This window comes from Comamonas testosteroni ATCC 11996, assembly GCF_000241525.1.
Lineage (GTDB): Bacteria > Pseudomonadota > Gammaproteobacteria > Burkholderiales > Burkholderiaceae_C > Comamonas > Comamonas testosteroni.
The window spans coordinates 15,341-41,806 of the sequence record NZ_AHIL01000033.1 but is presented as its reverse complement, the minus strand read 5'-3'; the positions used below and the strand labels follow the sequence as shown (position 1 = coordinate 41,806).

Annotated in this window: 25 protein-coding genes; 23 read left to right on the top strand and 2 right to left on the bottom strand. The window is 61.9% G+C overall.

The window, feature by feature from the left end; translation table 11 throughout:
• Positions 1 to 11: 11 nt before the first annotated feature.
• Both CTATCC11996_RS14855 and CTATCC11996_RS14850 read right to left on the bottom strand, forming a co-directional pair.
• On the bottom strand, positions 12 to 1,619 hold the full coding sequence (locus CTATCC11996_RS14855; RefSeq protein WP_003077576.1) for an alkaline phosphatase D family protein: 1,608 nt from the start codon (positions 1,617 to 1,619) through the stop codon (positions 12 to 14).
• Between the two features lie 86 nt (positions 1,620 to 1,705).
• Positions 1,706 to 2,683 (bottom strand): NADPH:quinone oxidoreductase family protein, encoded by a 978-nt coding sequence (locus CTATCC11996_RS14850; RefSeq protein ID WP_003077574.1) that lies wholly within the window; start codon positions 2,681 to 2,683, stop codon positions 1,706 to 1,708.
• A 123-nt stretch (positions 2,684 to 2,806) separates the two neighbouring features.
• Here CTATCC11996_RS14850 and surE point away from each other — a divergent pair, with 123 nt between their 5' ends.
• The 23 genes from surE to CTATCC11996_RS14735 all read left to right on the top strand — a co-directional run bounded on the left by surE (position 2,807) and on the right by CTATCC11996_RS14735 (position 26,432).
• Positions 2,807 to 3,592 carry a 5'/3'-nucleotidase SurE gene (gene surE / locus CTATCC11996_RS14845; protein ID WP_003077571.1) on the top strand — a complete coding sequence of 262 codons (786 nt, stop codon included), beginning with the start codon at positions 2,807 to 2,809 and terminating at the stop codon, positions 3,590 to 3,592.
• Positions 3,589 to 4,374 carry a protein-L-isoaspartate(D-aspartate) O-methyltransferase gene (locus tag CTATCC11996_RS14840; protein WP_034349268.1) on the top strand — a complete coding sequence of 262 codons (786 nt, stop codon included), beginning with the start codon at positions 3,589 to 3,591 and terminating at the stop codon, positions 4,372 to 4,374. Before surE ends, CTATCC11996_RS14840 begins: the two co-directional genes overlap by 4 nt.
• Before the next feature lie 13 nt (positions 4,375 to 4,387).
• Entirely contained in the window at positions 4,388 to 5,248 is an 861-nt protein-coding gene (locus CTATCC11996_RS14835; RefSeq protein WP_034349252.1) for a peptidoglycan DD-metalloendopeptidase family protein, read from the top strand.
• A gap of 2 nt (positions 5,249 to 5,250) precedes the next feature.
• Positions 5,251 to 6,309 (top strand): RluA family pseudouridine synthase, encoded by a 1,059-nt coding sequence (locus CTATCC11996_RS14830; protein ID WP_003077566.1) that lies wholly within the window; start codon positions 5,251 to 5,253, stop codon positions 6,307 to 6,309.
• A 99-nt stretch (positions 6,310 to 6,408) separates the two neighbouring features.
• Positions 6,409 to 7,581 (top strand): SMC-Scp complex subunit ScpB, encoded by a 1,173-nt coding sequence (gene scpB, locus CTATCC11996_RS14825; RefSeq protein WP_034349249.1) that lies wholly within the window; start codon positions 6,409 to 6,411, stop codon positions 7,579 to 7,581.
• The gene (locus CTATCC11996_RS14820) at positions 7,578 to 9,155 is read left to right on the top strand and encodes a pseudouridine synthase (RefSeq protein ID WP_003077562.1); all 1,578 of its coding nucleotides are present in this window, start codon (positions 7,578 to 7,580) and stop codon (positions 9,153 to 9,155) included. Before scpB ends, CTATCC11996_RS14820 begins: the two co-directional genes overlap by 4 nt.
• A 122-nt stretch (positions 9,156 to 9,277) precedes the next feature.
• Complete coding sequence (gene ndk, locus CTATCC11996_RS14815) at positions 9,278 to 9,703, top strand: nucleoside-diphosphate kinase (RefSeq protein WP_003053316.1); 426 nt, start codon at positions 9,278 to 9,280, stop codon at positions 9,701 to 9,703.
• A 132-nt stretch (positions 9,704 to 9,835) separates the two neighbouring features.
• On the top strand, positions 9,836 to 10,957 hold the full coding sequence (rlmN, locus tag CTATCC11996_RS14810) for a dual-specificity RNA methyltransferase RlmN (RefSeq protein WP_003077560.1): 1,122 nt from the start codon (positions 9,836 to 9,838) through the stop codon (positions 10,955 to 10,957).
• A gap of 25 nt (positions 10,958 to 10,982) precedes the next feature.
• Positions 10,983 to 11,834 carry a type IV pilus biogenesis/stability protein PilW gene (pilW, locus tag CTATCC11996_RS14805; RefSeq protein WP_233506472.1) on the top strand — a complete coding sequence of 284 codons (852 nt, stop codon included), beginning with the start codon at positions 10,983 to 10,985 and terminating at the stop codon, positions 11,832 to 11,834.
• Positions 11,827 to 12,810: a helix-turn-helix domain-containing protein gene (locus CTATCC11996_RS14800; protein WP_003077555.1), complete on the top strand. Its 984-nt coding sequence runs from the start codon at positions 11,827 to 11,829 to the stop codon at positions 12,808 to 12,810. The genes pilW and CTATCC11996_RS14800 overlap by 8 nt, the downstream gene beginning before the upstream one ends.
• 19 nt (positions 12,811 to 12,829) lie before the next feature.
• A complete protein-coding gene (gene ispG, locus CTATCC11996_RS14795; protein ID WP_003077553.1) occupies positions 12,830 to 14,110 on the top strand; it encodes a flavodoxin-dependent (E)-4-hydroxy-3-methylbut-2-enyl-diphosphate synthase in 1,281 nt (426 codons plus the stop codon).
• Between the two features lie 235 nt (positions 14,111 to 14,345).
• A complete protein-coding gene (hisS, locus tag CTATCC11996_RS14790) occupies positions 14,346 to 15,626 on the top strand; it encodes a histidine--tRNA ligase (protein ID WP_218568235.1) in 1,281 nt (426 codons plus the stop codon).
• 49 nt (positions 15,627 to 15,675) lie between these two features.
• Positions 15,676 to 16,353, top strand: coding sequence for a YfgM family protein (locus tag CTATCC11996_RS14785; RefSeq protein ID WP_003077545.1), 678 nt, complete (start codon positions 15,676 to 15,678; stop codon positions 16,351 to 16,353).
• 2 nt (positions 16,354 to 16,355) lie between these two features.
• A complete protein-coding gene (gene bamB / locus CTATCC11996_RS14780) occupies positions 16,356 to 17,531 on the top strand; it encodes an outer membrane protein assembly factor BamB (RefSeq protein WP_003077543.1) in 1,176 nt (391 codons plus the stop codon).
• Between the two features lie 15 nt (positions 17,532 to 17,546).
• On the top strand, positions 17,547 to 18,887 hold the full coding sequence (der, locus tag CTATCC11996_RS14775; RefSeq protein ID WP_003077541.1) for a ribosome biogenesis GTPase Der: 1,341 nt from the start codon (positions 17,547 to 17,549) through the stop codon (positions 18,885 to 18,887).
• Positions 18,888 to 18,991: 104 nt separating this feature from the next.
• Positions 18,992 to 19,246, top strand: a complete 255-nt coding sequence (hfq, locus tag CTATCC11996_RS14770; RefSeq protein WP_012839170.1) for an RNA chaperone Hfq — start codon at positions 18,992 to 18,994, stop codon at positions 19,244 to 19,246.
• Between the two features lie 101 nt (positions 19,247 to 19,347).
• Positions 19,348 to 20,511: a GTPase HflX gene (hflX, locus tag CTATCC11996_RS14765; protein WP_003077539.1), complete on the top strand. Its 1,164-nt coding sequence runs from the start codon at positions 19,348 to 19,350 to the stop codon at positions 20,509 to 20,511.
• Positions 20,512 to 20,582: 71 nt separating this feature from the next.
• Entirely contained in the window at positions 20,583 to 21,974 is a 1,392-nt protein-coding gene (gene hflK / locus CTATCC11996_RS14760; RefSeq protein ID WP_003077537.1) for an FtsH protease activity modulator HflK, read from the top strand.
• Between the two features lie 11 nt (positions 21,975 to 21,985).
• The gene (hflC, locus tag CTATCC11996_RS14755) at positions 21,986 to 22,876 is read left to right on the top strand and encodes a protease modulator HflC (protein ID WP_003077535.1); all 891 of its coding nucleotides are present in this window, start codon (positions 21,986 to 21,988) and stop codon (positions 22,874 to 22,876) included.
• A 146-nt stretch (positions 22,877 to 23,022) separates the two neighbouring features.
• Positions 23,023 to 23,211: a DUF2065 family protein gene (locus CTATCC11996_RS14750; RefSeq protein ID WP_034349243.1), complete on the top strand. Its 189-nt coding sequence runs from the start codon at positions 23,023 to 23,025 to the stop codon at positions 23,209 to 23,211.
• A 93-nt stretch (positions 23,212 to 23,304) separates the two neighbouring features.
• Positions 23,305 to 24,453, top strand: a complete 1,149-nt coding sequence (locus CTATCC11996_RS14745; protein ID WP_003063798.1) for an ATP phosphoribosyltransferase regulatory subunit — start codon at positions 23,305 to 23,307, stop codon at positions 24,451 to 24,453.
• A 37-nt stretch (positions 24,454 to 24,490) separates the two neighbouring features.
• Entirely contained in the window at positions 24,491 to 25,867 is a 1,377-nt protein-coding gene (locus CTATCC11996_RS14740; RefSeq protein ID WP_003077528.1) for an adenylosuccinate synthase, read from the top strand.
• A gap of 40 nt (positions 25,868 to 25,907) precedes the next feature.
• Positions 25,908 to 26,432, top strand: coding sequence for a phosphoribosyltransferase (locus CTATCC11996_RS14735; protein ID WP_003063794.1), 525 nt, complete (start codon positions 25,908 to 25,910; stop codon positions 26,430 to 26,432).
• Positions 26,433 to 26,466: the final 34 nt, after the last annotated feature.

The following is a 26,466-nucleotide window of genomic DNA, read 5'->3' as shown; positions in this document are numbered from 1 at the left end:
GCCGCAGCGCATCAGGCGATCTTCACAGGGCCGGCTCGGCGATCTTCCACCACAAAACGTGCCAGCGTATAGAGGCTGCTGTCGGCCTGGAGCGGGTTGCTCACGGCGCGCAGCTCGGTGTTCATGGACTGCGGCGTGATCTCCACGAGGCTGTAGCCACGTTCCTCGCAGCGTGCGAAAACCACCTGGGGGTTGTGGGCCACGATGGCATCCACCCTGGCCTGTGTCGTGCCGCTGTGCGAGCTGATGGAGGTGCCGCAGAATTCGCTGGCAAGCACCGGATTGGCCTTGTCCGGGGCCTGGTCGGGCTGGGCCGAAATGGCGCAGACATAGTTTTGGTGAATGTCTCCACCGAGCAGCACGCTGTTGCGTGGCTGGCTCTCGGCAATCTGGCGCACCAGGCGCTGGCGGGCCTGAGGGTAGCCGTCCCAGCTGTCGGTCGACTGCCGGCCATTGGGATGCTTGCGGGCCGCGAACAAGGTGGTCTGCACCACGGTGCTCCAGCGGGTGGCGTCGACCCTCTCGCGTGCATCGCCCTGCAACTGCCGGGCCAGCCAGCGCTCCTGATCCCAGCCCAGAAAGCTGCGCGCCGGATCTTGCAGGGCAGGGCATTCGGCCGGGTCCACGGTGCCGGTGCTGGCCTTGCCCTCTGGGCGGCAGGCCTGCAGATCGCGGTACTGGCGGCCGTCCAGCAGATGCAGTCTGGCCAGCTTGCCCCATTGCAGGCTGCGGTACAGCGCCAGGCCTTGAAAGTTGCGCTGCAATGCGCTGCCACGCAGTGGCATGTTTTCATAAAAGGCCTGCCAGGCCGCCATGCGTCTTGCTAAGAAGTGAGCGCTGTCCCCTCGTCCGTACTGGGCCACATAATCGTTTTCAACTTCGTGGTCGTCCCAGATGACGGACCAGTTGCACACGGCATGGGCGGCCTGCAGATGGGGGTCGCTCTTGTGCAGTGCATAGCGGTCGCGGTAGTCCTGCAAGGTCTGGGCGGTACGCAGCGGCTGCGCACGCGCCAGTCCATCGGGCTTGGCCGGTTGCGCATATTCATAGATGTAGTCGCCGAGAAACAGCACCAGATCGGGCGAGGCCTGCGCGGTATCGGCCCAGGCGCTGTAGAAGCCATGCTCCCAGCGCTGGCAGGAGGCCACGGCCAGACGCAGCTTGCGCACATCGGCGCCGGCCGTCGGGGCGGTGCGGCAGCGTGCCGTGGTGCTGAAGGCGTCGCCACAGCGGAAACGGTAGAAATACCAGCGGTCAGGGCTCAGGCCGTTGACCTGCACGTGGACGGCATGGCCCCATTCGGCCCTGGCCTGAGCTTGGCCATAAGCCACGGGCTGGCGGAACTGGGCATCATGGGCCACTTCCCAATGCACGGTCTGTGCTGCCAGGTCGGGCGCGGCCGCTGTACCCAGATAGGTCAGAGGTGCTGTCAGCCGCGTCCAGATCAGGATATTGTCGGGTTCCGGGTCGCCGCTGGCCACCCCCAGTGTGAACGGATTGTGGGCCAGTGATTCCGTGGCGCGGGCCCAGGCCGGCAGGGCGCCTACGGCCGTGGCAAGGCTGGAGGCAATCAGAAAGCGCCGGCGATCCGGCGCGGGCGTGTGGACAGGAGAAAACATGGCGATGCTGTGGTGTCGGGGTTTTGTAGCCAGTGGCAGGAAGTATCTCCCCGACCTCACAGTCATCGCTGCGGTTTACTGCAGCTTTACGCGTTGACCAGCACCAGCTTGCCCTGCACCTGGCGCGAGCCCATGCGCTCATAGGCGGCGAATAGCTCGCTCATGGGCATGGTGCGGTCGATCACGGGCTTGATCCTGCCCTGGGCCCACCATTGCGACAGCTCCTGCATCATGGCAGCGTTGTTCTGCGGCTCGCGCTTGGCAAAATCGCCCCAGAACACGCCGACCAGGGAAGCGCCCTTGAGCAGCGGCAGATTCAGCGGCAGCGAAGGGATGGGGCCGGAGGCAAAGCCGATGATCAGATAGCGGCCGCGCCAGGCGATGGAGCGGAAGGCTGGCTCGGCGAACTCGCCGCCCACGGGATCGTAGATCACATCGGGGCCCTTGCCGTCGGTCGCCGCCTTGATGGCTTCCCGCAGATCGCCCTGGCTGTAGTTGATGGTGATGTCCGCACCCTGGGCCTTGCACAGCGCACATTTTTCGTCGGTGGAGGCCGCCGCAATCACCCGTGCGCCAGCCGCCTTGGCAATCTGTATGGCTGCCGTGCCAACGCCCCCAGCTGCGCCCAGCACGAGCACGGTCTCGCCGGTCTTGAGCTGACCGCGATCGATCAGCGCATGGTGGGAGGTGGCATAGGTCATGATGAAGGCGGCGGCATCGACAAAGGGGAAGTCGGCCGGAAGCGGCATGCACATGGCGGCAGGTGCCAGCGTATGCGTGGCGAACCCGCCCGTGCCCGAAAGACAGGCCACATGCTGGCCTGGCTTGAGATGTCTGACCCCTTCGCCCACGGCCTGCACCACGCCGGCGTATTCCGAACCCGGCACGAAGGGGAGGGCCGGTTTGATCTGGTATTTGTTCTGCACGATCAGCAGATCGGGAAAGTTCAGGCTGGCAGCCTTGACTTCCAGCAGCACCTGGCCGGGGCCAGGCTGCGGCGTTGGCTGCTCGGTCCATTTCAGGGTCTCGACGCCGGTGGGGGTGGTGCAAAGCCATGCGTGCATATCTTGTCTCCTGATCTTCTTGAGGTGAGATTGGGGGGAATCGGCTCGCAGATGATAGAAGTGTGGCGCGAATGCCGCGTGTCTCTGTCGTGACCTTGGAGCCGCCTACAATCCGCCTCATCCATGAAGATTCTTATTTGCAATGACGACGGCTTCCAGGCCCCAGGCATCGTGGCCCTGCACGATGCGCTGCGCACCGTAGCAGACGTCGAAGTGGTGGCGCCCGAGCACAACAACAGCGCCAAGTCCAATGCCTTGACGCTGAATGCACCGCTGTATGTGCACCAGGCCTATAACGGCTTTCGCTACGTGAACGGCACTCCCGCAGACTGCGTGCATATCGCGTTGACCGGCCTGCTTGGCTACCGGCCCGATCTGGTGGTTTCGGGCATCAACAACGGCGCCAATATGGGCGACGACACGATTTACTCGGGCACCGTGGGCGCGGCAATGGAAGGCTATCTGTTCGGTATTCCCTCGATTGCCTTCTCGCAGGTGGACAAGGGCTGGGCCGAACTGGAGGCGGCGGCTGCCACCGCCCGTCAGATGGTTCAGGAGATGCTGGCCCAGCAGTTGATCGGTACGGCTCCCTGGCTGTTGAACGTGAATATTCCCAATATGCCGCTGCATGCACTCAAAAGCGTCAAGCTGTGTCGCCTGGGACGCCGTCATGCGGCCGAGCAGGCTATTCAGCAGCAAAGTCCGCGTGGCGAGACCATGTACTGGATCGGCAGTGCCGGCGCAGCAAAGGACGACTCCGAAGGCACGGACTTCCATGCCACGGCTCACGGCCATGTCTCCATGACGCCGCTCAAGGTGGATCTGACTGATCATGAAAACCTGGGCTATTGGGCGCAGACGGCCAGCAAGCTGGCAGGTCCATCCACTACGCCGGCGGCCGCATCGTGAGCGAGCGTCGTCCGCCTCAGGTCCCGGGCTGGATTGCACGTTCCGTGCAGACGGGCACCAGCGCGGTGCGGCCGCCCGTTGCTCCCAAGCCCATCAATCCGCTGCGCGTGGCCGCTTCGCCCGTGGGCGTGGGGCTGGACTCATCCACGGTGCGCTCCCGCATGGCCCAGCGCATCGGTGCGGCCGGCGTCAGCAACACTGCCGTGCTGCAGGCCATGGCCACGGTGGAGCGTCACCGCTTTGTCGACAGTGCTCTGGTCAACCAGGCCTATGAAGACACCAGTCTGCCTATCGGCCTGGGTCAGACCATCTCCAAGCCCAGCATCGTGGCCCGCATGATCGAGCTGCTGCTCGACTCCGATGCGGCCCGCAACGGGCAAGGGCGCGTGCTGGAGATCGGTACAGGCTGCGGCTATCAGGCCGCCGTGCTGTCCATGCTTACCAAAGAGGTTTATTCGATAGAGCGGCTGCGCGGGCTGCATGAGAAAGCACGCGGTCATTTACGTCCCATGCGCTTGTCCAATGTGCATCTGATTCTCGGTGACGGCATGGTGGGCTTTGCCAGTGGCGCGCCCTATGCGGGCATCATCTCTGCTGCCGGCGGCGATGTGGTTCCGCAGGAGTGGTGCGATCAACTGGCAGTGGGCGGACGTCTGGTGGCTCCCGTCGTGGTTGGCGCGGGTAAGCAGGCACTGTTGGTGATTGACAAGAGTTCACACGGTTTTACTCAGACAGTTTTGGAAGCAGTCAACTTTGTCCCTCTAAAATCGGGGATCGCCTAGAAGGGAATAGCTTATGTTGGTATCGCGAAGTCTTGGTGCATGGGGAACGGCCGTGCTGGCAGGTGTCATCCTGGCCGGTTGTGCTGCCCAGGCAAACAGGGCTCCTGTGGAGGATCGCGGACAGTCGGCCTCCTCGTCTTCAACTGTGGACGTCAAGTCGCTGCCCGGCGCTGAAAATGCCGGCAAACCCGGTTACTACACCATCAAGCCTGGCGACACTCTGATCAGGATTGGTCTGGAGCACGGCCAGAGCTGGAAGGACATTGCTCGCTGGAGCAATCTGGACAACCCCAATGTGATTGAAGTCGGTCAGGTGGTGCGTGTGGTGCCGCCCGGACGCGAGGCGCCTGTCGCTTCGTCCGGCTCGGGTCGCGGTGTCGCGCCCGTGATCGTGGGCGGTGGCAGTACTGCAACGACGACTTCCCCTGCGACTCCCCCGGCTGCAACCGCAACGCCAGTGCCATCCACGCCTGCAACAACCCCGCCGCCTGTTGCCAAGGGAGCCGATGATGTGAACTTCATCTGGCCTGCCAGCGGCTCGCTGATTGCCGGCTTCGACGAGCAGCGCAACAAGGGCTACGACATCAGCGGCAAGGCTGGTGATCCCGTGGTGGCTGCCGCCGATGGCCGTGTGGTGTATGCCGGTGCCGGCCTGCGTGGCTATGGCAACCTCATCATCCTCAAGCACAACAACACCTATCTGACGGCCTACGCCCACAACCAGTCGCTGCTGGTCAAGGAAGATCAGGCCGTGAAGAAGGGGCAGAAGATCGCCGAGATGGGCAGCACCGATGCCGATCGCGTCAAGCTGCACTTCGAGGTGCGTCGCCAGGGCAAGCCTGTCGATCCTTCGCGCTATCTGCCTTCGCGCTGAGCATGGTCACGCAACGCAAGCAAGCCGCACAAGCCCCTGCCCAGCAGGGGCTTGTGCCTTCTGACGCGGTAGAGCAGAGCTGGGACGAAGCAGCCGAAGACGGCATTGCCTCGGCCGAGGTCGAGAACCGCGAACTCACGGTCGGCACCGAGCATCACGGTCAGCGTGTAGACAAGGTGCTGGCGCTGGGGGTGTCCGAGTTCTCGCGCAGCTATCTGCAGCAGTTGCTGGCCGATGGTGCGGTCACTCTCAACGGCAAGGTTCTGCTCAAGCCCTCGGTCAAGGTGGCAGTGGGGGATCGCCTGCGCGTGGAGATGCGGCCCACCCAGCAGAGCATGGCCTTCCAGCCCGAGGCCATGGATCTGCAGGTGGTCTATGAGGACGAGGATCTGCTGGTCATCAACAAGCCTGCAGGTCTGGTGGTGCATCCGGCGCCCGGCAACTGGACCGGCACATTGCTCAACGGCCTGCTGGCGCGTGACGAAAAAGCGCGCCAGGTGCCGCGCGCCGGCATTGTTCACCGGCTGGACAAGGACACCAGCGGTTTGATGGTGGTGGCGCGCAATCGCAGCACCATGGATGCGCTCATCAAGATGATTGCTGCGCGCGATGTGAGCCGTCAGTATCTGGCGCTTGCCCACAAGCAATGGGGCAGCCGCAAGCGCCGCGAGGTCGATGCGCCGATTGGACGCGACCCGCGCAACCGCCTGCGCATGGCTGTGGTGGATCTGAATCTGCATCCCGGCAAGCAGGCGCGTACCGACTTCGATCTGCTCGATGGCGATACAGCGCACAGCCTGGTGCGCTGCACGCTGCATACCGGCCGCACGCACCAGATCCGGGTGCACATGGCTTCGCTTGGTCATCCGCTGATAGGCGATACGCTGTATGGCGGCCAGCCCGAGGGCGGGCTGGAGCGTCAGGCACTGCATGCCTTCAGACTGGCCTTCGAGCACCCTGTGACGAAAAAGCCGCTGGTCCACTATGCGCCGCTGCCACAAGACATGGCCGGTGCACTGGATTTATGGGGTCTGCGTTACAATCTGCCGGAAAGCCTCTGACCATCACTCGCATGGCATCTTTGGGGCGCTTCCCTCTCTTCTTAGAATCAGGCGTCCCACCGCAGTCGGTGCGACAGCCGCTCCCGAAACGCTGCGCCCATGAATACGGTAGATGCCAAGCGGGTTCTTGAAACAGCATTGATTTGTGCCCCGCAGCCTGTAACACTGCGGGAATTGCGCTCACTTTTTGATGATGTGCTGGGCTCGGACACGGTTAAGGATTTGCTGCTGGACCTGCAAAAGGACTGGGCCCTCAAGGGCGTGGAACTGGTGCAGGTGGCTTCTGGCTGGCGTTTTCAGAGCCGGCCGGAGATGCGGGTCTATCTGGACAAGCTTCACCCCGAGAAGCCGCCCAAGTACACGCGGGCGACGCTGGAGACGCTGGCCATCATTGCCTACCGTCAGCCCGTCACGCGGGGTGATATTGAGGACATTCGCGGTGTGACCGTGAACAGCTTGATCATCAAGCAGCTGGAAGATCGAGGCTGGATCGAGGTCATTGGCCACCGTGAAACTGTGGGGCGGCCTGCCCTGTTTGCCACCACGCGCCAGTTTCTCGATGATCTGGGCTTGCAGTCGCTGGATCAGCTGCCCATGCTGGAGGAAACCCAGGCCCAGCAAAGTCTGTTCAAGGCGCTGGATGGGGAGGACGGTGAGCCAGCCGCTGTGCCGGAGGCCGGTGCCGAGGAGGCCCCGCACCAGGAAGGCGTGGAGGCTGCAGAGCCGGCCGAGGTCGCTGCGGATACGGATGCCGTGACAGAGTCCGATGCGGCGGAGAGTGAGATCCTGCGTGCCCCGGATGAGGAGGATGGCGCCGAGGAGCTGCCGGATACCGATGCCGACCCAGTGGCGCAAGCGCCTGAGGCGCTTGTGTCGGAACTTCAGCATGAGGCTGATGCCTCTGGATTGGAGTCATATCCGGACCAAATGCATGGTGGTATTGCGCAAGATGCTACTGAAAGGGTGGCGGCTGAGCTGCCGGATTCGGAACCAGGGCCTGCCGTGGAGCAGCCCTCCGTGAGCAAGCCCAAAGCGGCCAGGCCCGCCAGAGCTGTCAAGGCGGCAGAGTCGGAGCCCAAGCCGGCGGCCAAGAAAACAGGCCGTACCGAGTGGGTGGGGCTGAAGGCGTTTCTCGAGGATGACTACGGCAGCGATGACGACGAGGCCGAGGACGCAAAGACGAAAGCGCGGGCCGACGATGCCGTCGAGTCGGCAGAACAACGAATTGTGGAGGATGACGATGGCGTCATCCCCGAAGGAAAACTGGAATGAACAACGAGACATCGAACCCGATGCCCGAGTCCGCAGCCGCTTCGCCCGAAGCCGAGCCGGTCAAGAAGACTCGCAAGCCCCGCGCAGCCAAGGCCGATGGTGCCAAGGATGCCGCCGAGGCCAAGAAGCCTGCCGCACCGCGCAAGCGCGCTGGCGTCAAAAAGGATGCTGCTGCCGAGGTCAAGCCTGCGCGCAAGCGAGTGACCAAGCCCCGGGCCGAAGAACCCGTGGCTGTCGAGGAGCCGACTCAGCCCGTGGCCGAGCAGGAGGCGCAGTCCCAGGACCATGACGCAGCAGATGCCGTCGTCGTGGACGTGGCCGTGGACAGTGCTGCCGCTCCCCGTGAGCCCAAGGGACGCAAGGGTCAGAACATCGACTTTGCCGATGTGATCTCGGGCGACTTCGATGACGAGGAAGCAAACGGCAGCGCCATGCCCGCCAAGCGCGTGCTTGCGCCCCAGGTCGACTCTCCCAAGCTGCACAAGGTGCTGGCCCAGGCCGGCATGGGTTCGCGCCTGGAGATGGAGCAACTGATCCTGGAAGGACGCATCTCGGTCAACAACGAGCCTGCCCACGTCGGCCAGCGCATTCAGTTCGGCGATATCGTCAAGGTCAACGGCCAGCCCATCCGCTTCCGTATCGATCCGCCGCCCGCACGCGTGATTGCCTATCACAAGCCCGTGGGTGAAGTGGTGACGCATGACGATCCGCAAAATCGCCCCACGGTGTTCCGCAAGCTTCCCAAGCTGCAGCATGGCAAGTGGCAGTCGGTGGGTCGCCTGGACCTGAACACCGAGGGGCTGCTGCTGTTCACCAGCTCGGGCGAGCTGGCGAACTCGCTGATGCACCCTCGCTTCGGTCTGGAGCGTGAATACGCGGCCCGCGTGCTGGGCGCGCTGAGCAAGGAAGAAAAGCAGCGTCTGCTGGACGGCGTGCAGCTCGAAGATGGCGAAGCCAGCTTTGGTGCCGTGGAAGATGGCGGCGGCGAAGGTGCCAACTGCTGGTATCGCGTGACCATCTCCGAAGGGCGCAACCGCGAAGTGCGTCGCATGTTCGAGGCCGTGGGTCATGCTGTCAGCCGTCTGATCCGCATTCGCTACGGCGCCATGATGCTGCCGCGCGGTCTCAAGCGCGGCGCCTGGGTGGAGCTCGATCAGGCCGATATCCAGGCGCTGATGTCGGCAGCCGGCGTCAAGGAGCGTGCTCCCGTCGAGCGCAACAACAATGGCGCCCGTGGTGCCAACAACCGTGGCGGCCGCAACAGTCGCAGCGGCGGTCGCGGCAACGGCATGAATGCCGATCGCGCACCCCAGGGTCGCCGTGAAGGCGGTGGTCAGCGCCGTGGCGAGTGGGACGGCAATCGTCCGGCGCCTAGCGGCATGCTGGGTGACAACCCGCGGAGCAAGTCCGGCGGCCGCTCCGGTGGCTCGGGCCGCTCGCAGGGGGGCGCTCAGCCCGACCCCATGCGCACCTCGGTGGGCTATATCGGCAGCGACAGCCTGTCGCGTGCCCGTCAGAACGCCAAGCGCCGCCCTGGTGGCGGCGGTGGTGGTGGTCGCCGCGGCGGCCGCTAAAAAGGCGTCCGTAAGGAATTGAGTGCTGTCTGGACTTCAAGGTCTATGGCGGCACCGCTAAAATCAACTGTTTTGCTTTTTCGGCAAAAACCCATAGTAACCCTGATTAGGAAATAATCATCATGGCTATCGAACGTACCCTCTCCATCATCAAGCCCGACGCAGTTGCCAAGAACGTGATCGGCCAAATCTACGCCCGCTTCGAAGCTGCTGGCCTGAAGATTGTGGCTGCCAAGCTGGTGCACCTGTCGCGCGGCGAAGCCGAGCAGTTCTACGCTGTGCACGCTGCCCGTCCTTTCTTCAAGGATCTGGTGGACTTCATGGTCTCCGGCCCCGTGATGATTCAAGCTCTGGAAGGCGAGAACGCCATCCTGAAGAACCGTGAGCTGATGGGCGCCACCGACCCCAAGAAGGCAGAGAAGGGCACTATCCGCGCCGACTTCGCCGACAGCATCGATGCCAACGCCGTGCACGGCTCCGACGCTGCTGAAACCGCTGCTGTGGAAGTTGCCTTCTTCTTCCCCGGCATGAACGTGTACTCGCGTTAATCCACGCTAGCTTTACAGCATGCTCTCGCTGACGCCAGCGCTTTGCATTTGTGCAAAGCGGGTGTCAGCACTTGAAGATGCTGGCCACGGCGTGGCAAATCCCGTTCGCAAGACGCCTCGCCACATGCCGATATGACTACTAATTTGCTTGATTTTGACCTCGAAGGACTGACCGCTTATTGCGAGCAGCTCGGGGAGAAGCGTTTCCGTGCGACGCAGCTGTTCCGCTGGATTCACCAGCGTGGTGCATCCGATTTCGACCAGATGACAGATCTGGCCAAGTCCCTGCGCGAAAAGCTCAAGAGCCGGGCCCACATTACCGCTTTGCCTGTGGTGACGGAGCATGTCTCTGCCGATGGCACCGTGAAGTGGCTGTTCGATGTGGGTGACGGCAATGCCGTTGAATCCGTTTTCATTCCTGAGGACGACCGTGGCACGTTGTGTGTATCGTCCCAGGCCGGTTGCGCCGTAGGCTGCCGCTTTTGCTCAACGGGGCATCAGGGCTTCAGTCGCAACCTCAATACCGGCGAAATCCTTGCTCAGCTCTGGTATGCGGAGCATTCGCTGCGCAAGCGCTTCGGTACCGAAGATCGCATCATCTCCAACGTGGTGATGATGGGCATGGGCGAGCCGCTGCAGAACTACAGTGCGCTGGTGCCCGCGCTGCGCGTGATGCTGGACGACCATGGCTACGGCCTGTCGCGTCGCCGCGTGACGGTGTCCACCTCGGGCGTGGTGCCCATGATGGATCGACTGTCGCAGGACTGCGCGGTGGCGCTGGCGGTGTCGCTGCACGCGCCCAATGATCCGTTGCGTGACAACCTGGTGCCGCTGAACAAGAAGTACCCGATTGCCGAGCTGCTGGACGCCTGCGAGCGCTATCTGGAGTTCGCGCCGCGTGACTTCATCACCTTTGAATATTGCATGCTCGACGGCGTTAACGATCAGCCTGAGCATGCGCGCCAGCTGATAGAGTTGGTGCGCGCGCGCGGCGATGGCAGGAGCTGGTGCAAGTTCAATCTGATCCCGTTCAATCCTTTCCCCGCTTCGGGTCTGTTGCGCTCGCCTTCGGCCCGTGTGACCGAGTTCGCAGCGTTGCTGAGCAATGCCGGCATCGTGACCACGGTGCGCAAGACCCGCGGTGACGATATCGATGCGGCCTGTGGTCAGCTCGCAGGCGATGTGAAGGACAGAACTCGCGCTGCTGAGCGTATGGCCAAGCAGCGTACTATCCCGCTCAAGCAGGTGTCTTGACGGAGTTTTGAATAAAGGACAATCAATGAGGGCAGTGGTACAGCGACCGGTTTGGCAACATTGGGGCTTGTTGGCCCGGTGGGGGGTACCGGTTGCGGTCGCGGCACTTGTGGGTTGTACTTCGACAACGACCACCACCACTTCCTCTACGTCCGTACCCCAGACTTCAGTGGTTGGCACGGGCGGGGCCCAGGTCGCCGATGCCAATCGCCGTGCACAGATTCGCCTGGAGTTGGCTGCCAATTACTTTCAGGCTGGGCGCCTGGATGTGGCCATGGATGAGGTGGGGCAGGCCTTGGCTGCCAAGCCCGATTACGCCGATGCATACGGCCTGCTGGGCCTGATCCTCATGCAGAACCAGGACTGGACGCAGGCCGAGATCGCCATGCGCAAGGCCGTGGATCTCAATCCGCGCGACGGCAACCAGATTCACAATTACGGCTGGATGCAATGCCAGCAAAAGCATTTCGACGTAGCCCAGCAGTGGTTTGATAGAGCCTTGCAGGCTCCGGGCTACCGTGAGCAGCCCAGGACTTTGCTGGCCAAGGGCATGTGCTACCAGCAGGCAGGACAGCTGGAGCAGGCCTACCAGAACATGTTTCGTGCCTACGAGATGGATGTGGGCAACCCCGCTGCAGGCTACAACCTGGCAAATGTGCTTTGGCTCAAAGGTGATCTGAAGAAGGCACAGTTCTACATCCGGCGCTTGAATAACAATAGCAATCAGGCCAGTGCGGAAAGCCTCTGGCTGGGGATCAAAATAGACAGGGCACTGCACGACGACATTGGAGTGCGTCAACAGGCCGATCAGTTGCGCGAGCGTTTTCCTCAATCGCGTCAGTGGCTGGCCTATGAACGTGGAGCTTTCAATGAATGAGGCTGCGGTGGAAGAGGAAACTATGCAAAGCGAAGAGCAGGTGCCAACTCAGGGGCAGGCCACGGCCGGGGTCTTGTTGCGTCAGGCGCGGGAAGCAGCCAGGATGCAGTTGCCCGTGATGGCTGCGACATTGAAGGTACCGCAGCACAAGCTGGAGGCGCTGGAGGCCGATGACTATGCGGCCTTTCCCGATCATGTGTTCATGCGTGCTCTGGCCATGGGAATGTGCCGGACCTTGCATATCGATGCCGAATCGGTGCTGGCTAAGCTGCCACGTACCGAGATCAAAAGCCTTGCCAAAACAGGTCCTGGCATCAACGAGGCCGTCAAGGTGCGCAGCAGCTTCAAGGTCACGGGTACACCGCTGGACTCCGGCAACAGCAGCTCTCGCAAGATTGCGGCAGGTGTGCTGATTCTGCTGGCGGCAGCCGCTGCCGTGTACTTTGTGCCATTCCAGCAGATGGTGGACGGCGCCGATGGGCCAGGCGCGCCAGCGCCGGCTCAGGCCCAGTCTGGCCAGGCGGCAGTGGTGAGCGCTCCGGCTGCTGAACCGCTTGCCCAGGCTGAGGGCGGCGCACAAGCCAGTTCCGCCACACCTGCGGCGCCGGTGACAGAGCCTGTGTCGGCTGCTGCTGCCGGCATGCCAGGCGACGGCACTGCAGCAAGCGCTCCCGCATCTGCGGCAGCTGCCCAAACCGCAGCCCCGGCCGCCGAGGCAGCCACGCCCGCAACCGGCACTGGCGGCCTGCTGGTGCTGAAGGTGAATACCGGCCAGTCCTGGGTCAAGGTCAAGGACGCAACTGGCAAGGTAGTGCTGGAAAAGACCCTGTCCAAGGATGAATCTGCGACTGCCGAAGGCCAGTTGCCCCTGTCGGTGATCGTGGGCAATGCCAAGGGCACGCAGGTGACGGTACGTGGCGAACCCTTCGATATCTCGAGCACACGCGACAATGTGGCTCGCTTCGAGGTGAAGTAACCGTTCGAGGTAAACAAGAGTGCAAGATTCTCAAAGCTCGCAGCAGCTCAGCCAGGCGATAGCCATCGCCAGCCCGCTGCCGCGCAAATCGCGTCAGGCCCGTGTGGTGTGGCGCAACAACGTGGTCACCGTGGGGGGCGATGCGCCCGTGCGCGTGCAGTCCATGACCAATACCGACACCGTGGATGCCGTGGAGACCGCCATCCAGGTGCGCCAGCTGGCCCAGGCCGGCTCGGAGATGGTGCGCATCACCGTCAACACGCCCGAGGCCGCAGCCGCCGTGCCCTATATCCGCGAGCAGCTCGACCGCATGGGCGAGTATGTGCCGCTGGTGGGGGACTTTCACTACAACGGCCACCGTCTGCTGACTGATTACCCCGACTGCGCCCAGGCGCTGTCCAAGTACCGCATCAACCCTGGCAACGTGGGCAAGGGCGACAAAAAGGACAAGCAGTTCGGTCAGATGATCGAGATTGCGGCCAAATACGACAAGGCCGTGCGCATCGGCGTGAACTGGGGCTCGCTCGATCAGGAAATCATGGCCGAGCTGATGGACCAGAACAGCAAGCGTGCCCAGCCCTGGGAAACGCGCCAGGTCATGTACGAGGCACTGATCACATCGGCCATCAGCTCGGCTGAGCTGGCCAGGAATATCGGCCTGAACCCCGACAACATCATCCTGTCCTGCAAGGTCAGCGGTGTGCAGGATCTGATCTCGGTCTACCGCGAGCTGGCACGCCGCTGCGACTATGCGCTGCACCTGGGCCTGACCGAGGCCGGCATGGGCACCAAGGGTACGGTGGCATCCACCGCGGCACTGTCGGTGCTGCTGCAAGAAGGCATCGGTGACACGATTCGCGTCTCGCTCACGCCCCAACCCGGTGAAGCACGCACGCAGGAGGTCGTTGTGGCCTCCGAAATCCTGCAGGCCCTGGGTCTGCGCGTGTTCGTGCCCAGCGTCACCGCCTGCCCGGGCTGTGGCCGCACCACCAGCACCACCTTCCAGGAGCTGGCTAAGAAGATCGACGATTTCCTGCGCGGTGAAATGCCGGTCTGGCGCACCCAGTTCCCCGGCGTGGAAGCCATGAAGGTGGCCGTGATGGGTTGCATCGTCAACGGCCCCGGCGAGAGTAAGCATGCCGATATCGGCATCAGCCTGCCCGGCAATGGCGAGGCACCTGCGGCGCCTGTGTTCATCGACGGCGAGAAAGCCTTGACGCTGCGCGGCGAGCATATCGCCGAGGAGTTCCAGACCCTGGTGCTGGAATATGTGCAGCGCCGCTACGGCCAGAAGGCCTGAGCGACTCGAGCGCTTGCAGCGGCCCGGCATGCGGGTGGTGATTGCGCTTGCTGGCACAATGCCGGCGAGCCAAGACTTTGGAATTGATAGCTGCTTGCGCACTATCTGTATGGATTTGAATTAGGTTTCTAGTTGAGAAGCATGATTGACGTGTGCAATATGCTCTTGTTTTGCTAGTAACCCAAGTGTGAGACTTCACGTGGCCAAGAACGAAAAACTGACCGCCGTCAAAGGCATGAACGACATTCTCCCCCCCGACTCGGCGCGCTGGGAGTGGTTTGAAGCCAAGGTGCGCGATCTGATGGGCCGCTTTGCCTATCGCAATATGCGCACCCCCATCGTCGAGCCCACGGCACTATTTGTGCGCGGCCTGGGCGAGGTGACCGATATCGTCGAAAAGGAGATGTACTCCTTCGAGGACCGGGCGGATAAGCATGGCCAGGCAGAGCATCTGACCCTTCGTCCTGAAGGTACGGCCGGCGTGGTGCGTTCGGTGGTGGAAAACAATCTGCTGTATGAGGGCGGCAAGCGTCTGTTCTACATCGGTCAGATGTTTCGGCGCGAAAAACCCCAGCGCGGCCGCTATCGCCAGTTCCACCAGGTCGGTGTGGAAGCCATGGGTTTTGCCGGTCCCGAGCTGGATGCCGAAGTGATTTTGCTGGCCGCTCAACTTTGGAAAGAGCTGGGCATTGAAGGTGTGCGTCTGGAGCTCAACAGCCTGGGTCAGCCCGAGGAGCGCAAGATCCACCGCGAGGCGTTGATTGCCTACTTCGAGCAGCACACCGATGTGATGGACGAGGAAGCCAGGCGCCGCATGTACAGCAACCCGCTGCGCGTGCTGGACACCAAGAACCCTGCCATGCAGGAAATGGTCAACGCAGCTCCCAGGCTGATGGACTATCTGGGCGATGCATCAAAGGCGCATCTGAAGGCTGTGCAGGACATTCTGGATGCCAACGATGTGGCGTGGAGCCTGAACCCGCGTCTGGTGCGCGGCATGGACTACTACAACCTCACGGTGTTCGAGTTCATTACCGACAAGCTGGGTTCGCAGAGCACAATCTGCGGCGGTGGTCGTTACGACTATCTCATCGAGGAAATCGGCGGCAAACCCGCTCCGGCCGTGGGCTGGGGCATGGGTGTGGAGCGCGTGCTCGAAGTGCTCAAGGAAGTGGGTGTAGAGATTCCCCAGCCCGCAGCCGATGTCTACGCCATCATTCCCGATGCCTCGGCGCTGCCCCAGGTCTTCAAGACCGTGCAGCAGCTGCGTGCAGCCGGTGTGGCGGTGCAGATGCATGCCGCCGCCGGTGGCTCGGCCGAGGGCATGGGCTCGATGAAGTCCCAGTTCAAGAAGGCCGATGGCTCGGGTGCACGCTTTGCCCTGATCTTCGGCTCCGACGAGCTGGCCCAGGGCAAGGTGACCGTGAAGTCGCTGCGCGACGGCGAAGGCCAGCAACAGCAGCAAGCTCTGGCGGACGTGGCCCTGTGGGCCGGCAGCCTAAAATCGGCGGTTTGATTTTCCGCACCTCGTTTTCCGACCAGCGTTCCACCCAATCTAAGTAGCCATGGCAAATCATCTCGATCTTGAAGAACAAGAGCAAATTGAGCAGCTCAAGCATTTCTGGAATTCCTGGGGAACTCTGATCACCAGCGTGCTGGTCGTGGTCTTTCTCGGACTGGCCGGCTGGAACGGCTGGCAGTACTGGCAAAAGCGTCAGGCGACCCAGGCCTCGGCTCTGGAGTTCGCTGTGGATGAAGCGCTGACGGCCAAGGATGCGGCGCGCGCCGATCTGGCTTTCAGTGAGCTCAAGGATAAGTACTCGGGCACGGCACAGGCCGCACAGACCGCTTTGCTGATGGCCAAGGCCTCGGTGGATGCCGGCAAGCTCGACGACGCCAAGGCTCAGCTGAGCTGGGTGGCCGACAAGGGCGATGAAAGCTTCAAGGCCCTCGCTCGCATTCGTCTGTCTTCAGTGCTGGAGCAGCAAAAAAGCTATGACGAAGGCCTGAAGGTGCTTGAGGCGGCCATGCCCGAGTCCTATGCCGGTCTGCAGGCTGATCGCCGTGGCGATCTGTATGTGGCGCTGGGCAAGCAAGCTGAGGCGGTTGCCCAGTACCAGGCTGCCTACAAGGCACTGGACAAGGATCTGGACTACCGCCATCTGGTGGAATTCAAGCTGAACGCGCTGGGCGTGGCTCCTGAAGCCGCAACCCTGGTCAAGACAACGCCGTCGGAGAAATAATCTTGAAGACTTTTGCCCATCAAGTGAAGTCCGCTGCCCCTGCAGCGCAATCCGCAGCCCGTGTGCTGGTGCTGACTGCTGTGGCCGCGTCGCTGGCTGCCTGCTCCATGTTTGGCGGCAAGGACAAGCCCAAGCCTCTGGACCTGGGGCCCAATCCCGGCAAGATTGCGGTGCATCAGGCTTGGTCTGCCAAGCTCGGCAGCGAAGTGCCTCTGGCCATGCCTGCGCTGGTGCAGGGCAATACGGTCACCGTGGTCACCAAGGATGGCAGCGTGACCACGCTTGATGGCAATACCGGCAGCCAACTGGGCAAGTTCAGCGTGGGCGAGCCGCTGACCACTGGCGTGGGCAGCGACGGCCAGCGCACAGCGGTGGTTACACGCAGCAACCAGCTCATGGTGTTTGCCGAAGGCAAGCAGCTGTGGAAGAGCAATCTGACCGCAGCGGTCTATACGCCGCCTCTGGTGGCTGGCGGCCGCGTGTTCGTGATGGCGGCTGATCGTTCTCTGGCGGCCTTCGATGCCAATACGGGTCGTGAGCTGTGGTCGGTTGAAGGCCCCAGCAATGAACCGCTTATTTTGCGACAGCCAGGCGTTTTGCAGGCCGTTGGTAATAATCTGGTGGTAGGCGTGTCCGGACGTCTGGCGGGTGTTGATCCTGACAATGGCTCGGTGCGCTGGATGGCTCCTCTGGCCGCACCGCGCGGGACCAACGATGTGGAGCGACTGGTGGATCTGGTTGGTCCCGTCAGCCGTGTGGGCAGCAGTGTCTGCGCGCGTGCGTTCCAGGCCTCGGTGGGGTGCGTGGATGTGAGCACGGCCAATGTGCGCTGGACGCAGACCTCCAAGGGCAGCGATGGCGTGGCCGGTGACGAGCAGGCCGTGTTCGGCGCCGAAAGCAACGGCACGGTACAGGCATGGAATCGTGCAGACGGTCAGCGTCTGTGGTCCATCGACAAGCTGCAGTACCGCAGGCTGACGGCGCCTCTGGTGCTGGGCCGCTCCGTGGTGCTGGCCGATGATTTGGGGACAGTGCATATGCTCTCGCGTGAAGACGGCTCTGCACTGGCCCGTTTGGAAACTGACAAGGCAGGAGTTGCCACTTCCCCGGTTGTTGCCGCCAATACTCTGGTGGTCGTCAGCCGAAGCGGAACTGTGTATGGCTTCAAGCCGGATTGATAGGTTGTTTTTGGAATGAAGCCAGTTATTGCCCTGGTAGGGCGCCCCAATGTGGGCAAGTCGACGCTGTTCAATCGACTCACGAAGTCGAGGGATGCCATCGTCGCCGACTTTGCAGGGTTGACGCGTGACCGCCATTACGGCCAGGGCCGTCAGGGCAAGCATGAGTACATCGTCATCGATACGGGCGGCTTCGAGCCGGACGCATCGCGCGGCATCTTCAAGGAGATGGCCAAGCAGACGCAGCAAGCCGTGGCGGAAGCCGATGTCGTGATCTTCGTGCTGGATGCGCGTGCCGGTCTGTCCGGTCAGGATCACGAGATCGGCAACTACCTGCGCCGTCTGGGCAAGCCCACCATTCTGGTGGCCAACAAGGCTGAAGGCATGAAGGATGGTGCGCAGCTGTCCGAGTTCTATGAGCTGGGTCTTGGCGAGGTCGTGCCCGTGTCTGCAGCCCACGGTCAGGGTGTGCGCAGCCTGGTCGATGCAGCCCTGGGTCTGCTGAATCTGCCCGAGCCCGAAGAGGAAACTTTTGGCGAGGAAGACCAGAAGCCCGTTCGTCTGGCGGTGGCAGGTCGCCCCAATGCCGGCAAGTCCACACTGATCAATACCTGGCTGGGTGAAGAACGTCTGGTGGCTTTTGACATGCCAGGCACCACGCGCGATGCGATCACGGTGCCTTTCGAGCGCAATGGTCAGAAGTTCGAGCTGATCGACACTGCTGGTCTGCGCCGCAAGGGCAAGGTGTTCGAAGCCATCGAGAAATTCTCGGTGGTCAAGACACTGCAGGCCATCGAAGGCGCCAACGTCGTGCTGTTGCTGATCGATGCCACGCAAGGCGTGACCGACCAAGATGCCCATATCGCGGGCTATATCCTGGAGAGCGGCCGCTCGGTCGTGCTGGGCATCAACAAATGGGATGCCGTGGATGACTACCAGCGCCAGATGCTGGAGCGTTCCATCGAAACACGTCTGTCCTTCCTGAAGTTTGCGCCGCTGCACTTCATCTCGGCACAAAAGCGCCAGGGTCTCGAGCCGCTGTGGAAATCCATCATCCAGGCCCATCGTGCAGCCACCTGCAAGATGCCTACGCCGGTGCTGACGCGCATTCTGATGGAGTCGATCCAGTTCCAGACGCCCAAGAAGGTGGGAGCCTATCGTCCCAAGATGCGCTATGCCCACCAAGGCGGCATGAACCCGCCCATCATCGTGATCCATGGCAACTCGCTGGAGCTGGTCACCGATGCGTACAAGCGCTTTCTGGAAGGTCGTTTCCGCAAGGAGTTCAATCTTGTCGGTACCCCGTTGCGCATCGACTTGAAAACCTCCCATAATCCTTACGCCGACAAGGATTAATAGCTGTCTGCTGGTGCCTACGGGAAAACCCTTTTTGCTGTTTTTCCCGGGGCCTGTGGTAATGTGTCGGTTTACAACAACACTCTTCGAACACGGAGAATATCGTGAGCAATAAAGGTCAACTCCTCCAAGATCCGTTCCTGAACGCACTGCGTCGTGAACATGTGCCGGTCTCCATCTATCTGGTCAACGGCATCAAGCTGCAGGGCCAAATCGAGTCGTTCGACCAATATGTGGTGCTTCTGCGCAACACTGTGACCCAGATGGTTTACAAGCACGCCATCTCCACCATCGTTCCCGGTCGCGCCGTGAACTTCTCGGCCGCTACTCCGGCTGACAACGACGCCGCTGCAGCCTAAGCTTTCTTGCGTCAACGCCCGCCGGCTAGCCCGGCGCGGCTCTTACCCTACGGGACAGGTATTTGAGTTCTGAATCCTTTGAACGCTCCGCGTCTGCGCCAGTGCTGCTGGTGGGCGTGGATTTTGGTGTTCCCCATTTCGACGACGAGCTGGAAGAGCTGGGCCTGCTGGCACAGACCGCTGGCTTGCAACCCGTGGCGCGCTTGACCTGCAAGCGCAAAGCCCCCGATCCCGCGTTGTTCGTGGGCAGTGGCAAGGCGGATGAGATCCGCATGCTGGCCCAGATGCACGGCGCCAAGGAAGTCTGGTTCGACCAGGCCCTGAGTCCGGCGCAGCAGCGCAATCTGGAGCGCCACATCCAGATGCCGGTCAACGACCGGACCATGCTGATTCTGGAAATCTTCGCCCAGCGCGCACGCAGCCATGAAGGCAAGCTGCAGGTGGAGCTGGCTCGCCTGCAATACATCAGCACACGCCTTGTGCGCCGCTGGAGTCACCTGGAGCGTCAGGCCGGCGGTATCGGCGGCCGAGGCGGCCCGGGTGAAAAGCAGATCGAGCTGGATCGCCGCATGATTGACGATGCCATCAAGCGCACCAAGGAGCGCCTGAAAAAGGTCAAGAAGCAGCGTTCTACGCAGAGGCGTCAGCGCTCGCGTCGCGAAGTTTTCAATATTTCCCTGGTTGGCTATACCAATGCCGGCAAATCCACGCTGTTCAATGCCATGGTGAAGGCTCGCGCCTATGCCGCAGATCAGCTGTTTGCCACGTTGGATACCACCACCCGGCAGATGTATCTGGCGGAGGCCGAGGAATCGGTTTCCCTGTCCGATACCGTCGGTTTTATTCGTGACTTGCCGCACGGTCTGGTGGATGCTTTCCAGGCGACCTTGCAGGAGGCGATTGACGCCGATCTGCTGCTGCATGTCGTGGATGCATCGAATCCCGGATTCCCCGAACAAATACAACAAGTCCAAAAAGTTCTGGGTGAAATCGGGGCCGATGATGTGCCCCAGATTCTGGTTTTCAACAAGCTGGATGCCATTGAGCCCGAGCGTCAGCCTGCCATGCTGCAGGATATGTATGAGCTCGATGGCATGCCGGTGCCGCGTGTGTTTGTCAGTGCTCGCTCGGGGCAGGGGCTGGCGCAGCTGCGGCAGATGTTGGCTGACCGGGTTTTGCAGGTACGTGAAGAGGCGGCACGCGAAGAAGTCGAGGGGCAGGACGATACGTACTGGATGTCCCCTGATGACGACGCGCAATACTAGGGGCTTGCGTTCCTATTGGGCACAATGCTTGCCATGGTCCATGTCTTTTTGAAAACACAGAGACGTCTCGCATGAATTTTTCACAACGCGTCCATCGCCTGGCGGTGCTGCCGCAACGCATTCGCGGGATGTTCAATTTGAACGATCCGCGCTGGGGTCGTGGCGACAACAACAACGAAGATGGCTCCAAGCCGGACGGCTCGGCACCCGAAGGGGAGCGTCCTCCGATGCCGCCCGCACCCGAGCAGCGACCCCGTCCTTCCTCTCCTCAGCAAGGCCAGCCGCCTGATCTGGAAGAGGTGTGGCGTGATCTCAATCGCAAGCTTTCCGGCCTGTTCGGTGGAGGCTCCGGCAACGGCCGTGGTGCGCCACCCAGCCGCAGCGGCGGTCAACCTGGCGAGCCTTTCAACCCCGGCAAAGGAATTTTCCTGATTGCCGGCGTGGCCGTGCTGATCTGGCTGGGTACGGGCTTTTTCATCGTGCAGGAAGGCCAACAGGCCGTCATCACGCAGTTCGGAAAGTACAAGAGCACCGTGGGCGCGGGCTTCAACTGGCGCCTGCCTTATCCCGTTCAAAAGCATGAGCTGGTCTATGTTTCGCAGATTCGCTCGGCTGAGGTGGGCAGCGACAACATCGTGCGCAGCACGGGGCTGCGTGAATCGGCAATGCTCACCGAGGACGAGAACATCGTCGAGATCAAGTTTGCCGTGCAGTACCGCCTGAGCGATGCGCGAGCCTGGCTGTTCGAAAGCCGCAGTCCTTCCGAGGCCGTGATCCAGGTGGCAGAGTCCGCCGTGCGTGAAGTCGTCGGCAAGATGAAGATGGACGCAGCTCTGGCTGAGGAGCGTGATCAGATCGCGCCGCGAGTGCGCGATCTGATGCAGTCCATTCTGGATCGCTACAAGGTGGGCGTTGAAGTGGTGGGCATCAATATGCAGCAAGGCGGCGTGCGGCCGCCCGAGCAGGTGCAGGCCTCGTTTGACGATGTGCTCAAGGCCGGTCAGGAGCGTGAGCGTGCCAAGAATGAGGCCCAGGCTTATGCCAACGATGTGGTGCCCCGTGCTGCGGGTGCGGCGGCGCGTCTGGGTGAGGAGGCTGCAGCCTACAAGTCCAAGATCGTGGCCCAGGCCCAGGGTGATGCCGGACGCTTCAGTTCGCTGTATTCCGAGTACCAGAAGGCTCCTCAGGTCACACGCGACCGTCTCTACATCGATGCGATGCAGCAGGTCTACACCAGCGTGACCAAGGTTCTGGTGGAGTCGCGTCAGGGCTCCAATCTGCTGTATCTGCCTCTGGACAAGATCATGCAGAACGTGGGTGGCAGCTCGGCTGCTCCCGCTGCGTCGGGTGATGCAGCTGCCGGCGGCGCAGCTTCGGCTCCAGCCAACGTACGTGTAGTACCCAATCCCGCCGGTGATGCTCGCAGCCGCGATGCGCGCAGCCGTGACCGTGACGCACGCTAGGAGAGAATGCAGTGAATCGAATCGGATTTTTTGTCACCAGCATTCTCGTGGTGCTGGCCTTGCTGAGCTCGACCCTGTTTGTCGTGGATCAGCGTCAGTTCGGTGTGGTCTATGCGCTGGGTCAGATCAAGGAAGTGATCACCGAGCCCGGGCTTAACTTCAAGCTGCCGCCACCGCTGCAGAACGTGCGCTATATCGACAAGCGTCTGCTGACGCTCGACAGCACCGATACCGAGCCCATGCTCACGGCTGAAAAGCAGCGCGTGGTCATCGACTGGTATGTGCGCTGGCGCATCTCCGAGCCTTCGGAATACATCCGTAACGTGGGTCTGGATGAATCTGCCGGTGCCATGCAGCTCAACCGTGTGGTGCGCAATGCCTTTCAGGAAGAGATCAACCGCCGCACCGTGCGTGAGTTGCTGTCTTCCAAGCGTGAAACGCTGATGGCCGACGTCAAGCGTGAAGTGCTGGAAACCGTGCGCGGCTCCAAGCCCTGGGGTGTCGACATCGTCGATGTGCGCATCACTCGCGTGGACTATGCCGAGACCATCACCGAGTCCGTCTATCGCCGTATGGAGGCCGAACGCAAGCGCGTGGCCAACGAGCTGCGCTCCACAGGCGCGGCGGAGGGTGAAAAGATTCGCGCCGAGGCCGACCGTCAACGTGACATCACCATTGCCAATGCCTACCGCGATGCCCAGAAGATCAAGGGTGAGGGCGATGCTGAAGCAGCACGTGTCTACGCAGAGTCCTTTGGTAAGGATCCGCAGTTTGCGCAGTTCTATCGCAGTCTGGATGCTTACAAGGAGAGCTTCTCCAAGAAGAGCGATGTGCTGGTGCTCGATCCCTCGCAAAGCGACTTCTTCAAGGCTTATCGCAGTGGCGGCTCTGCTGGCAAATAAGCCCAGGCTTGCGCAAATTCGGATCAGGCATGGTGTTTTGCCGATAGCAATGCCTGTTGTGCATCCTTGTTTGCGCAAGTTCGGAAAGCTTTGACAGCGATACAAGCAATGGCCCCTTGAGGGCCATTGCCTATTGGGGGATGGCAATGGATTGGTGGGAGATCCTGGGGCTGGCGATTGCCATGCTGCTGGTGTTGGAGGGGCTGCTGCCCCTGTTCGCGCCCGGGCTGTGGCGCCAGCTGTTTGCCCAGCTGCTGCAACTCAGGGATGGGCAGCTGCGCTTTTGCGGATTGCTCTGTATCGCAGCAGGCGCCATCATGCTGATGCTGCTTTGAATACTGCCGATACTGGCTAGGCCTTAGCGGTCAAATTGGGCAGGGCTGGCAAAGCCGGTAGAATCGCATTTTTAACAGCCTCCCCATTTCTCCATGTCTGCTTGGGTCCTGCCGGATCACATTGCCGATGTTTTGCCCTCCGAGGCACGGCACATCGAAGAATTGCGTCGAGGATTGCTCGATACTGCGCGCAGCTATGGCTATGAACTTGTCATGCCACCCATGCTGGAGTATCTGGAGTCCTTGCTGACGGGTACAGGCGAAGCTCTTGCCCTTCAAACCTCCAAACTGATTGACCAGCTCTCCGGTCGAACCATGGGTCTGCGCGCCGACATGACGCAGCAGGTGGCCCGTATCGATGCGCATCTGCTCAATCGCAAGGGCGTGACCCGTCTGTGCTATTGCGGCCCCGTGGTCCATGCGCGCCCCGATCGTCCGCGTGCCACACGTGAGCCGTTCCAGTTCGGTGCCGAAATCTACGGTCATGAAGGCCTGGAAGCCGACCTCGAAGCCCTGCATCTGGCTCTGGACTGCCTCAAGGGCGCGGGCGTCAAGGACGTCATCGTGGACCTGGCCGATGTGCGCATCGTGCGCAGCCTGCTGGCCGGCGTGATGGTGGACGAGCAAGTGCTGCGAGGCGTTCATGCAGCCCTGGCTTCCAAGGATGCAACCGAGCTGGCCCAGCTGACCCGCGACTTCCCCGAAGCCTCGCGTGAAGGCCTGATGGCGCTGCTGCAGCTGTACGGCGGCATGGAAGTGCTCGATCAAGCTGAAAAGCTGCTGGAGCGCACTGCCGGCGTGCGCAATGTGCTGTCACATTTGCGCTGGCTGGTGCAGCATCTGGATGGCGTCAAGGTCAGCTTCGACCTGGCCGATCTGCGTGGCTACTCCTACTACAGCGGCACTCGCTTTGCGATCTATGTGCCCGGCGGCAGCGATGCCCTGGTGCGCGGTGGCCGTTACGACGAAGTCGGTGCAGTGTTCGGACGCAACCGTCCCGCTGCCGGCTTCAGTCTCGATATCAAACAACTGGTGGCTGTCGTGCCCGAGCGTCCGCTCAAGGCTGCCATCCGCGCTCCCTGGGGCGATGACGCGCAAGTGGCTGCTGCCATTGCCGCATTGCGCCAGCAGGGCGAGACGGTGGTCTGCGTGCTGCCAGGGCATGAAAGCGAAGTGGACGAGTTCCACTGCGACCGTGAGCTTGCCAATGTTGGCGGGCAATGGGTCGTGCAAGCCATTTAAGGCATTTGACTAATTCTTCGATTTATCGGATTGGAATATGAATACATCCAAAGGTCGCAATGTGGTCGTCGTCGGCACCCAGTGGGGTGATGAGGGCAAGGGCAAGCTGGTTGACTGGCTGACCGAAAGCGCCAACGGCGTCGTGCGTTTCCAGGGCGGCCACAACGCTGGTCACACACTGGTCATCAATGGCGTGAAGACGGCTCTGCACCTGATTCCCAGCGGCATCATGCGTCCCGGCGTGAAGTGCTATATCGGCAACGGTGTGGTGCTCTCCGTGGGCAAGCTGTTTGAAGAAATCGAAGGCCTGGAGAAGGCCGGCGTGCAAGTGCGTGAGCGTCTGCGCGTGTCCGAAGCCTGCCCGCTGATCCTGCCTTTCCACCAGGCACTGGACGTGGCCCGTGAGGCGGCCCGTGAAAAGGGTGGCGTGCAGAAGATCGGCACCACCGGCAAGGGCATCGGCCCTTCCTACGAAGACAAGATCGCCCGCCGCGCCCTGCGCGTGCAGGATCTGAAGCACCCCGAGCGCTTCGCCACCAAGCTGCGCGAGCTGCTGAGCCTGCACAACCACATTCTGGTGAATGTGCTGGGTTCCAAGAACTTCGACTTCGGCGCCGGCCTGGCTCCCTACATGAAGGACGGCGAAGTGCAATTCGACGCCGTGTATGAAGAAGCCCTGCGTCATGCCGAGCTGATCAAGCCCATGATTGCCGATGTTTCGCGCGAGCTCAACGCTGTGCACGCCGAAGGCGGCAACCTGCTGTTCGAAGGCGCGCAAGGCACGCTGCTGGACGTGGATCACGGCACCTACCCCTATGTCACCTCGTCCAACTGCGTGGCCGGCAATGCCGCCGCAGGCGCCGGCGTGGGCCCAGGTCTGCTGCACTACATCCTGGGTATCACCAAGGCTTACTGCACCCGCGTGGGCGGCGGTCCCTTCCCCACCGAGCTGGAATGGGAAAAGGAAGGCACTCCCGGCTGGGTCATGTCCACCGTGGGCGCTGAGAAGGGCGTGACCACCGGCCGCTCGCGCCGCTGCGGCTGGTTCGATGCTGCGCTGCTCAAGCGTTCGGCCCAGATCAACGGTCTGTCCGGTCTGTGCATCACCAAGCTGGACGTGCTGGACGGCATCGAAGAGCTGCAACTGTGCGTGGGCTATGAGCTCGACGGCGAGAAGATCGATCTGCTGCCTCTGGGTGCGGACGATATCGAGCGCTGCAAGCCCATCTACGAATCCATCCCCGGCTGGACAGACTCCACCGTGGGCGTGACCGAGTACGACAAGCTGCCCGTGAATGCTCGCCGTTATCTGGACCGTATCGCTGAAGTGACTGGTGTGCCCATTGCCATGGTGTCCACCAGCCCCGATCGCGATCACACCATCCTGATGCACAACCCGTACAGCGCCGCCTGATCGGGCCGGGTTTTACTGAACTTTCAAAGGAACTGTGCCCATGCTGACAGAAGACGGTAAGCACCTGTATGTGAGCTACGACGAGTACCACGGTCTCATCGAAAAGCTCGCCATCAAGATCCACCAGTCCGGCTGGGAATTCGACACCATCCTGTGCCTGGCACGCGGTGGTCTGCGTCCCGGCGACATCCTGAGCCGCATTTTCGACAAGCCCCTGGCCATCATGTCCACCAGCTCCTACCGCGCCGAAGCCGGCACGGTGCAGGGCCATCTGGACATCGGCCGCTTCATCGCGACGCCCAAGGGCGACATTTCCGGCCGCGTGCTGCTGGTGGACGATCTGGCGGACTCGGGCGCCACGCTCAAGGCCGTGATCGCCATGCTCAAGACCAACTACGCACCCATTACGGAGCTGCGCAGCGCCGTGATCTGGACCAAGGGCGTGTCGACCTTCGAGCCTGACTATTCGGTGGACTTCCTGGCCACCAACCCCTGGATTCACCAGCCTTTCGAAGGCTATGACACGCTGAATCCCGAAAAGCTGGCGGAGAAGTGGAAGGTCTGAGGACCCGTCACCGACGTTGGCAAAGGAGCCCTTT